The 8,625-nt window shown below is 73.4% G+C and carries 4 protein-coding genes; 2 read left to right on the top strand and 2 right to left on the bottom strand.

The window, feature by feature from the left end:
- On the bottom strand, nt 1-2,453 hold a 2,453-nt coding region (locus ACFV2X_RS44395; protein ID WP_385627393.1), incomplete at its 3' end, for a putative T7SS-secreted protein.
- A 206-nt stretch (nt 2,454-2,659) separates the two neighbouring features.
- Between ACFV2X_RS44395 and ACFV2X_RS44390 the strand changes: the two genes are divergently transcribed.
- Entirely contained in the window at nt 2,660-3,646 is a 987-nt protein-coding gene (locus tag ACFV2X_RS44390) for a hypothetical protein (protein ID WP_385627390.1), read from the top strand.
- 20 nt (nt 3,647-3,666) lie between these two features.
- On the top strand, nt 3,667-3,972 hold the full coding sequence (locus tag ACFV2X_RS44385) for a hypothetical protein (RefSeq protein ID WP_014181807.1): 306 nt from the start codon (nt 3,667-3,669) through the stop codon (nt 3,970-3,972).
- A gap of 61 nt (nt 3,973-4,033) precedes the next feature.
- On the opposite strand, the gene ACFV2X_RS44380 is transcribed toward ACFV2X_RS44385, so the two are convergent.
- Nucleotides 4,034-8,620, bottom strand: coding sequence for an FtsK/SpoIIIE domain-containing protein (locus tag ACFV2X_RS44380; protein ID WP_385627387.1), 4,587 nt, complete (start codon nt 8,618-8,620; stop codon nt 4,034-4,036).
- Nucleotides 8,621-8,625: the final 5 nt, after the last annotated feature.

The following is an 8,625-nucleotide window of genomic DNA, read 5'->3' as shown; positions in this document are numbered from 1 at the left end:
CCCGTACCGGCCGCGCCGCAGCGCCCGGGGGCGCCCGGGGGCGCGCTCGCCGCGCCCGCGTGTGCGGACGCGGGTGCGGGCGTGCCCGGGGCGGCATGGGCCGCCGCACCCGGGCCGTGCGCCCCGGCACCCGGCGCGGAGCAGCCGACGACACCCGCGGGCGGGCTCTCGGCCGAAACGCGGGCGACGCCGCCCTGCGGCGCCGCGGCCACTGCCGTACCAGGGGGCGCCGAGCCCGCTCCGACGTGAGCCGGGGAGCCCGGCGCCACGCCCGCCGCCGCGCCCGGCGCAGCGTGAACGCCCGTGTCCGCATGGGCCGCCGCGCCTGGGCCGTGCGCCCCGGAGCGCACCGGCGCCGTGTGCGCCGCGACGCCCGGAGTGGCGCCCCCGACAACCCCTACGGGAGGCGGTGCGGCGGTGCCGGCATGCGACACCGCCGTCCCGGCAGCCGTCTGCGCGGCGCCCGGCGCGTGGGCGCCGACGACCCCCGGCGGAGGGGTGGCAACGGCCCCACCGACGACCCCCGGTGGCGGGGTCGCGGCCAGAGCGCCCACGGACGCCGGGGCCGCCGCCGCTCCGGCGGGCACCGGGGCGGTGCCCGCGACCGCGTGCGCGTCGACGGTCCGGGGGGCCGCGTCGCCGATCCGCAGGGTGATGCCGTCGCCCCGGATGGCGGTGACGGCGACATCCCCGTGGGCGAGGGCGTTCAGCTCAGGAAACGTCAGATCGTTCAGCGCCTCGGCGTGTCCCACCGCGCCGCGGGCCATCGTGACCCCGTCGGACACCCCGCCGGCCGAGGCGACGCCGGGGACGGACCCTTGGCCGGTGTGGGACACCGTGGACGAGGTGTGGGCATCGCGCAGCAGGTCGATGGCAGTGTTGCCGGGCAGCAGCAGATTGTTGTCCAGCCGCACCTGGCCCGCCGCGAAGTCCATCTGATGGAGCGTCTGGAGGCCCTGGCCGCCGGGCGCCGCGTGCGCGGCCGGGACGACCAGGCCGCCCGGGCTGGTGGTCATCCCGTGGGGCAGCGGCGCGGTGGTCAGGCCGTGGGACGCGCCGAGCCCCTGGGGCGTCAGGGCGCCCAGGTTGACGGTGGGCAGCTCGGTCAGCGGGGTCAGCGGTACGGCTCCCAATGTGCCCGTACCGAGGCCGCCGAGGTGGAGGCCGCCACCCGGCAGAAACGCGCCGGGCGGCCGGATGAGCCCGGTGGGCGTCAGGGCGCCGGAGCCGGTCTGCACCGGAGGGATGCCGCGCAGGGCCGCGTCCGTGCGTCCCGCGTTGGCCAGCAGGGCGTGCAACTCGGGCTGGGCGATGCCGAGGACGCGCTCGCCGAAGGCGAGCCGGGCGGCGCCGCCGATGCCGAGGACGCTGAGCTCGGTGAAGTTCAGCGGGAGGAGGGTGGCGGCGCCGAGCCGGGCGAGGCGCTGCAGATTGGCCAGTGAGTAGGCGCCGGCCTTGGCCCAGGCGCCGGTCGAGGAGGCGGTGACGCGCGCCCAGTCGCTGCCGATCGCGCCGATCGCGCTGTTCCAGCCGCCCTTCAGGGCGTTGCCGAACCCCTTGCCAAGCGCGATGACGTCGATCTTGACCAGCGGGGCGAGATGGGCGCCGATCACCATCGGGGCCACGACGATCTTGGGCAGGCCGGTGAGCGAGGAGAAGTGGCTGATCTGGCCGAAAAGCCCACGTCCCGCGCCGGTCAGGCCGCTCGCGACGCCCTTGAGGCCGTTCCCGAGGCCCTTGATGATGGCGCCGACGTTGATGGCCTTGGTGGTGGGGAAGAGCACGCCGAGGAAGGCCAGGCCGAGTTCGAGCCCGCTGGCCTTGCCCTGGCTGAAGTCCACGATGGTCTTGATGAGCAGGACGGCGTTCATACCCCAGGCGATGATGCCGAGGATGCCGCCGGTGAAGACCGCGATCACCGAGATGATGATCGTCAGCCACTGGAACGCCTCCCAGAACAGATCGCAGTCGCTGACCGGCTGGACCATCAGCTCGCCCGCGTCATGGAGCTGACGGCGCAGCTCGCCCGCCGCGTTGGACACGTCGGTGCGGGCGTCCTCGGCGCGCTGGGTGAGCTGCTGCCGCTGCGGATCGTCCTCGGGCAGCCCCTGGGCGGTGGAGAGCGCCTGGTCGGCCTCGCCCTGAGCGGTCTCGACGGCGGTCGCGTAGACGCGAATGGCGTTTTCGGCCTTGCGGAAGGACTCCTCGACATGCCCGACGAAGTTGTACAGATGGCTGTCCACCATCTCGCGCAGCCGGTCGGCGGTGACGCCGATGAACCGCTGTCCGTCGCCCGCGGTGGTCTGCAGTTCGCGCAGCCCGGTGTTGATGACCCCGGCGGAGGTCGCCAGGTCGCGCATCGTGTCGGCGATGGTGTTCAGCATGGCGGGGTCACCCGGGACCGGGTCACCGCTGAGACCGAGCGCGCTCCAGTCGCCGGGACGGGTCGGCACGCTGCTCCTCCCCCTTGACGGTCAGTTGTGGCACAAGCGCTTCACCGGTGGGAACCTACACTTGGGTAACGCACCGACGAGCGAGAACGGTTCATCGGAATGAACGGTACGTCAGACATGGTTGATTCCTGAACCGGACCACACTTTTGGGCCGTTGGTCACGGTAGGGCAGTATGAGCCCGCAGCGAGCCGACCCAGGGGGGACCGTGCCTGACATCGTCGTCGATTACGAGCTGCTCAACCAGGTCGCGCAGAAGGCCAGCAGCCTCAAGGAGCAGGTCAAGCAGGCCCGGGAGAGCAATCAGAACTACACCACCGAGCAGGTGGGCGGGGGCGTCTCCTATGCCATCCAGGCGTACTACGAGGTCTGGAAGGGCTCCTTCAAGCGCTCCGAGGAGAAGCTGGAGCAGCTTCACAACCTGTACGAGGGCGTCGCGCGGGGCTGGGCGGACTGGGACTTCCGGCTGGCCGGGGAGGCCAGCAAACAGGAGGCGTCGCTGGCCGCGGATCTCTATCGCACGCAGAAGGAGATCTGGGACGACTGGCAGGAGGCGGTCGCCAAGGGGTACGTCGACCCGAACGATCCGCATGCGCCGAAGCCGCCGGGCGAGCGCGAGAGCCAGTGGACGACCACCGACGGCCATGGCAACACCACCACCACGACCTATGAGTACGGCCCGGACGGCAAGCCCACCAAAATCACCACCACCATCACCACCAGCAGCGGGCTGACCTCCACCGACACCACCAACTACCACGCCGACGGCACGTACGACTCGACCGCCACCGATGTCTACGGCAACGTCACCACCACCACCGGCAACTCGCAGACCACCGAATCGGGGGACCACAAGAACACCACGGACACCTTCTCCAGCACCACCAAGACCCCGGACGGCAAACAGTCCACCACCACCGGGACCACCACCTCGGACTACAACTCCACCACCGGCCACCGGGACTCCACCACGACCTACACGACCACGGGGCCCGACGACGACGGCAAGGAACAGACGGTGCACGGCACGACCACGTCCTCGCTCGATGTGAACGGCCATGAGGTGATCGAGACGATCGAGGTCCACGAGGACGGCAGCGGCACCCGCACGGTGGAGACGGACGGCCGCAAGGAGGAGTGGACCAGCGACCACGCTGACCAGAACTCCGGCTGGGTCCCGAAAGAAGACGACTAGACAAGGCAGGAAACCACACCATGCCCGCAGGTAACATCAACCTCGACTACGCCGAGATCATGCGCGTTTCCGGGGTCATGAACCAGGCCGTCAACGACATCAACCCGCATCTGCTGTCCACCAAGACCTCGGTGGAGGGGCTGCTGGACAACGGCCTGTTCATGCAGCAGAGCAGCCCGGCGATGAAGGCCGCCTACGAGAAGCTGACGGCCTCGCTGCAGCAGGCGGTGGAGAGCATCAACAGCTTCGCCACCCAGTTCACCAAGATCAAGGAGTCCGTCGAGCAGATGGACAAGGACATCGCCGCCAGCACCAACAACGGCTGACCCGGCGCCCACCGGGCTCCCGCTTCACTTCGGGGCGGGAGCCCGGGTCGGTCAGGCCCGGTCAGCCCATACCGTCCGACCGCAGCACCGTCTCCGGGACCAGCACCGACACCAGCGCGCCGCTGACCGGGTCGACGGTCAGCCCGCGCCCCGGCACCGGTCGCCCGCGCAGCAGGTCGTACGGGACCCGCACCCCCAGCAGATCGCCCTCGCCGGGCGACTGCGGGGACAGCAGCAGCCCCTTGCGGACCCGGCGGACCTGACCGAGCCAGCCGATGCCCGCGGAGGTGAGGGTTTCGGCGGTGGCCGCCACCGCGAGCCCCTGGCCGCGGTCCCGGCCGGTGGAGGCGATCTCCCGCAGCACCGAGTCGGCGGACGGCATCTGGGCCAGCAGATCCGCGTCGTCCACCAGCACCACCGCGGGGCCCGCCTCGGCCTCCAGCGCCTGCCGCACCTCGTCCGCGCCCGGGTCGGGCGTCTCGATGACATGAGCCCGCGGATGCCTGCCCAGGCCCCGCAGCGGCGATTCGCGCGGGGTGAGCGCGACCACCCGCGCCCCGCCCGCGAGCAGCGACACCGCGAGGCTCGCCAGCGCCGTGGAGCGGCCCGCACCGGGCGGCCCGCTGATCATGAACGACGGGGCGTCCGCCGCGAAGTCCACCCCGACCGGTCCGAGGTCGTCGCCGCCCACCCCGAGCAGCCCCCACAGCGGGCGGCGCGAACCGGCGGGCACCTTCTCGTAGGCGTCGGTGAACGTCACCCGCTTCGGCAGGCTCGCCACCTTCACCGGGCGCAGCGCGGCGGGCACCTCGAGGTCGCGGCGGGCGGCCTCGACGCCGATCCGCCGCAGCGCCTCCGCCTGGTCGCGTCCGGCGCCCGCCGCGCTCAACATGGCGACCTGCACCTCGGTGGCGCTGCCGCCGCGCCAGCCGCGCCCCTGCGGTACGACGGCCGGGATCTGCTTGGACGGGATCTGCGCCAGCATGTACTCGCTGCGGTCGGTCAGCCGCAGCAGCAGCCGCTCGTCGTTCAGCGACGCCACCTTGCCGGACAGCAGGGCGCGTTCGGAGGTGGCGATCACATGCAGGCCCATCGGGGCGCCCTCGCGGATGAGCGCGGTGAGCTCCTGCACCGGCCGTCCGCCGTCGTGGTCGCCGAGCAGCGCGGTCAGCGAGTCCCAGCCGTCGATGAGCAGCACCGTGTGGGCGGGGCGCTCGGCGGGCGGCAGGACGGAGCGCAGTTCGGCCAGGTTGGCCGCGCCGTGCGAGGTGAGCAGTTCCTGCCGGCGCCCCATCTCGGCGATGAGCCGCGCCAGCAGCCGGTTCAGCCGCTCCAGGTCGGCCCGGGGCACCACCGCGCCGCAGTGCGGCAGATCGTTCAGCGCCGTCAGCGCGCCGCCCGCCGCGTCGATGCCGTAGAGGTGGACGTCGGCGCAGGAGTGACGGCGGGCCAGCGCGCCCGCGATGGTCCGCAGCGCCTGGGAGCGGCCCGAGCGCGGGGTGCCGATGATGTAGAGGTGCCCGAAGCGGGAGAGGTCCAGCTCCAGCGGCTCCTGGCGCTGGGCGCCCGGCAGGTCGGCCAGCGCCCAGGGCACCGGCGCGAGCCCGCCGCCCGACTGGTCGGGCCGGTCCGGAAGCTCCTCCAGGGTGATCGTCTGCGGCAGCGGGGGCAGCCACGGGCTGGGCTGCGGCGCGATGGCGAGCGAGGCCGCGGCCTCCCGTACGGACTCCACGAGCGCCGTCAGATCAGTGGGCACCTCATCGGCGTCCAGCAGCGGCAGTTCGTCCTCGGCCTCGTGCGCGGGGCCCGGCTCCACCGCCGTACGGCCCAGCAGCGACCAGGTCAGCTCGGCGGCCCAGACCGTCGCTTCTGGCGCCTCGGCCGGGGCGGGCCCGGGGGCCTCGTCCAGCCGCGGGGCGCCCACGAAGGCCGTCTGGAACGGCAGCACCGAGCGGTGGCCGGTCCTGGCCAGGGCCCGGCCCGGGGTGGCGCCGGAGATCGTCACCGCGTCGTTGACCTCCAGTACGTCCTGGCTGTCCATCGCGTCGGTGACCCGCAGCGCGATCCGCAGATTGGTGTTGGCCCGGATGTCTGCGGTGATCACGCCGGCGGGCCGCTGCGTGGCCAGCAGCAGATGCAGGCCCAGGGAGCGGCCGCGCTGGGCGATGCCGACAAGACCGGGGATGAACTCCTGGACGTCGCGCGCCAGCGTCGCGAACTCGTCGATGACCAGCAACAGCCGGGGCAGCGGGGGCAGCGCCGGATCGCGCCGCCGCATCGCCCGGTACTCGGCGTGGTCCTTCGCCCCGGCCTCCGCCAGCGCCCGCTCACGGCGGACCAGTTCGGCGGTCAGCGAGGCCAGCGCCCGCTCCACCAGATGGCTGTCGAGGTCGGTGACCATGCCGAGCACATGCGGCAGCCGTACGCAGTCCTTGAAGGCGCTGCCGCCCTTGTAGTCGATGAGCACGAACGTCATCTCGTCCGGCCGGTTGACCGCCGCGAGCGAGGCCACGAGGGTCTGCAGCAGCTCCGACTTACCGGCGCCCGTGGTGCCCGCGATCAGCCCGTGCGGGCCGTCCTTGACCAGGTCGAAGGTGACAGGGCCGGTGTAGCCGACGCCCAGCAGCGCCCCGGTGGACGCGGGCCGCTTGCCCCAGCGGCGGACCAGTTCCTCGGCCCTCGGCGGCTCCAGGTCCAGCAGCCCGAGCAGCCGCACCTGGTCCGGCAGCCCGTCCGAGCCGTCGGGCGTGACGTCCCGTACGGCCGCCAGCGAGCGGGCGATCCGCTCGCCCCACTCGGTGTCCACCTGGTCGGGGCGGATACCGGTTACATCGGCGCTGCCGGTGCGGCGCACCGTCAGCTCACGCGCGCCCACCGCGCAGACCGTGACGCACTCCTCGGGGAGCATGCGCTCCTCCTGGTCCAGGCAGATCAGGAACACCCGTACCGACGGGCCCTCCTTGAGCACCTGGACCACACCGGGCACATCGCGCAGCCGCCGCGCCCCGTCGAGCACCACCACCAGATCCGGCTCGCTCAGCAGGGCACCGCTCATCGCGGAGTCCCGGGCGCGCATCCTCGACCGGATGGCCGCGACCAGTTCGGAGACCCGGTTGGCGACGGTCTCCGGGTCGTTGCCGACCGTCACCGAAGGGCTGCCGGAGCGCGCCGCCGCCACCCCGCCGCGGCCCGGGCGGGCATGGGGCAACCAGCGCACCCACTCCCAGGCGGACGCCCCCGCCATGTCCGTCAGCACGGTCACCCGTACGTCCCGGGGGCTGTGCAGGACCGCCGCCTGCGCCACCGCCCAGCGGGCCAGCGCCCGGGCCGCTTCCCGCTCCCCCGCGATGCCGACCACGCCGTCGGCGGTCAGGTCCACCTGGACCGGCATGTCCGGGATCCGCCAGTTCACCGAGCGGTGGTTGTCCTCGCGGGAGCTGTCGTCGATGGTCAGCAGCGACGACTGGGCGACCGTCCCCACCCGCAGCGCCAAGTGGTCCGGGTGGCCGCGCCGCCGCTCCCACAGCCTGGCCCCGGGGCCGACCGCCCACAGCCCGGTGGTGGCCGGATCGGGCCCCGCGTCGACCCTCAGCCGCCGCTCGCGGTCGACCTTCTCCCGTACGTCGGCCTCCAGCGAGCCGCGGCGCGCACGGTAACTCGCCACGCCGGCCAAGTACTCGCGCTTGCCGCTGCGGCGGGTGGTCACATAGTTCGCGATGGCCAGGAACGGGCTGAAGACCGCGAACATGAGGTAGAAGTACGACCCGAGGAACGTCACCATGGCGATGCCGAGGAACATCGGCGCCACCACCACCAGCACCGGGATCGACCGCCGCGACGGCGGGGTCGGCGGCGCGGGCAGCACAAACCGTTCCGGCGTCAGCGGCGGGATGATCCTCGGCGGCCGGTTGAAGTCCAGAAACGCGCCGTCGGCCGACACCGTCACCGCCGCGTCGGCCTCGGTGGGCTCCGCGACCCGCAGCAGGTACTCCCCGAAGACCAGCTCGCCGTCCAGCGGCCACTCGGTCCAGCCACGCGGCACCGGCTCATGCCGGTCGGCGTCCGGATCCGGCAGCGGGGGCGGCGGCGCGGGGGGCAGCGGGACCGCGTCGGCGCGCGGACGATCCGGAGGCGGCTGGGGCACCGACAGCGCCACGGCGGGGCCCGCCTGACCGGCGTTCAGCAGCACACCCCCGTCGGGGCGGACCGTCACCCGGATCCCCGCGGGCGGTACGTCGCGGCCCTCCAGCCGCACCGCGCTGCCGGGCTCCGGGCCCACCGTGTACGTACCGGGCCGCAGCAGCCATACCCGCCCCGCGCCGCGCCCGCCCACGAGCTGCAGCTCGACCTGGGGGCCGCGCGGCAGCCGCTCGCCGTCGGCGGACCGCGAGGGCGGCGGCAACTCCTCGCGCCCGGGCCCGTACGCACCCCCGTCCCCGGGCGCCGGGGCACCGAGCCCCAGCCGTGCCCCGTCCCGCACCCCGGCCGCCGCCAGCGGCAGCTCGGCGGGCAGCGGCAGGTCCCCGAGGAACAGCTCGGCGCCCTGGGGGCCCGTGGCATGACCCATCTCGGCCAGCCGGACGGCGACGGCCCGGGCGGTGGTGGTACCGCTCACATCGAGCATGACGTCGCTCTCGGCAACGCTCACAAAAA

Origin of the sequence: Streptomyces sp. NPDC059679 (assembly GCF_042734105.1) — a bacterium.
Lineage (GTDB): Bacteria > Actinomycetota > Actinomycetes > Streptomycetales > Streptomycetaceae > Streptomyces.
This window is presented reverse-complemented; position numbering and strand designations above follow the sequence as displayed.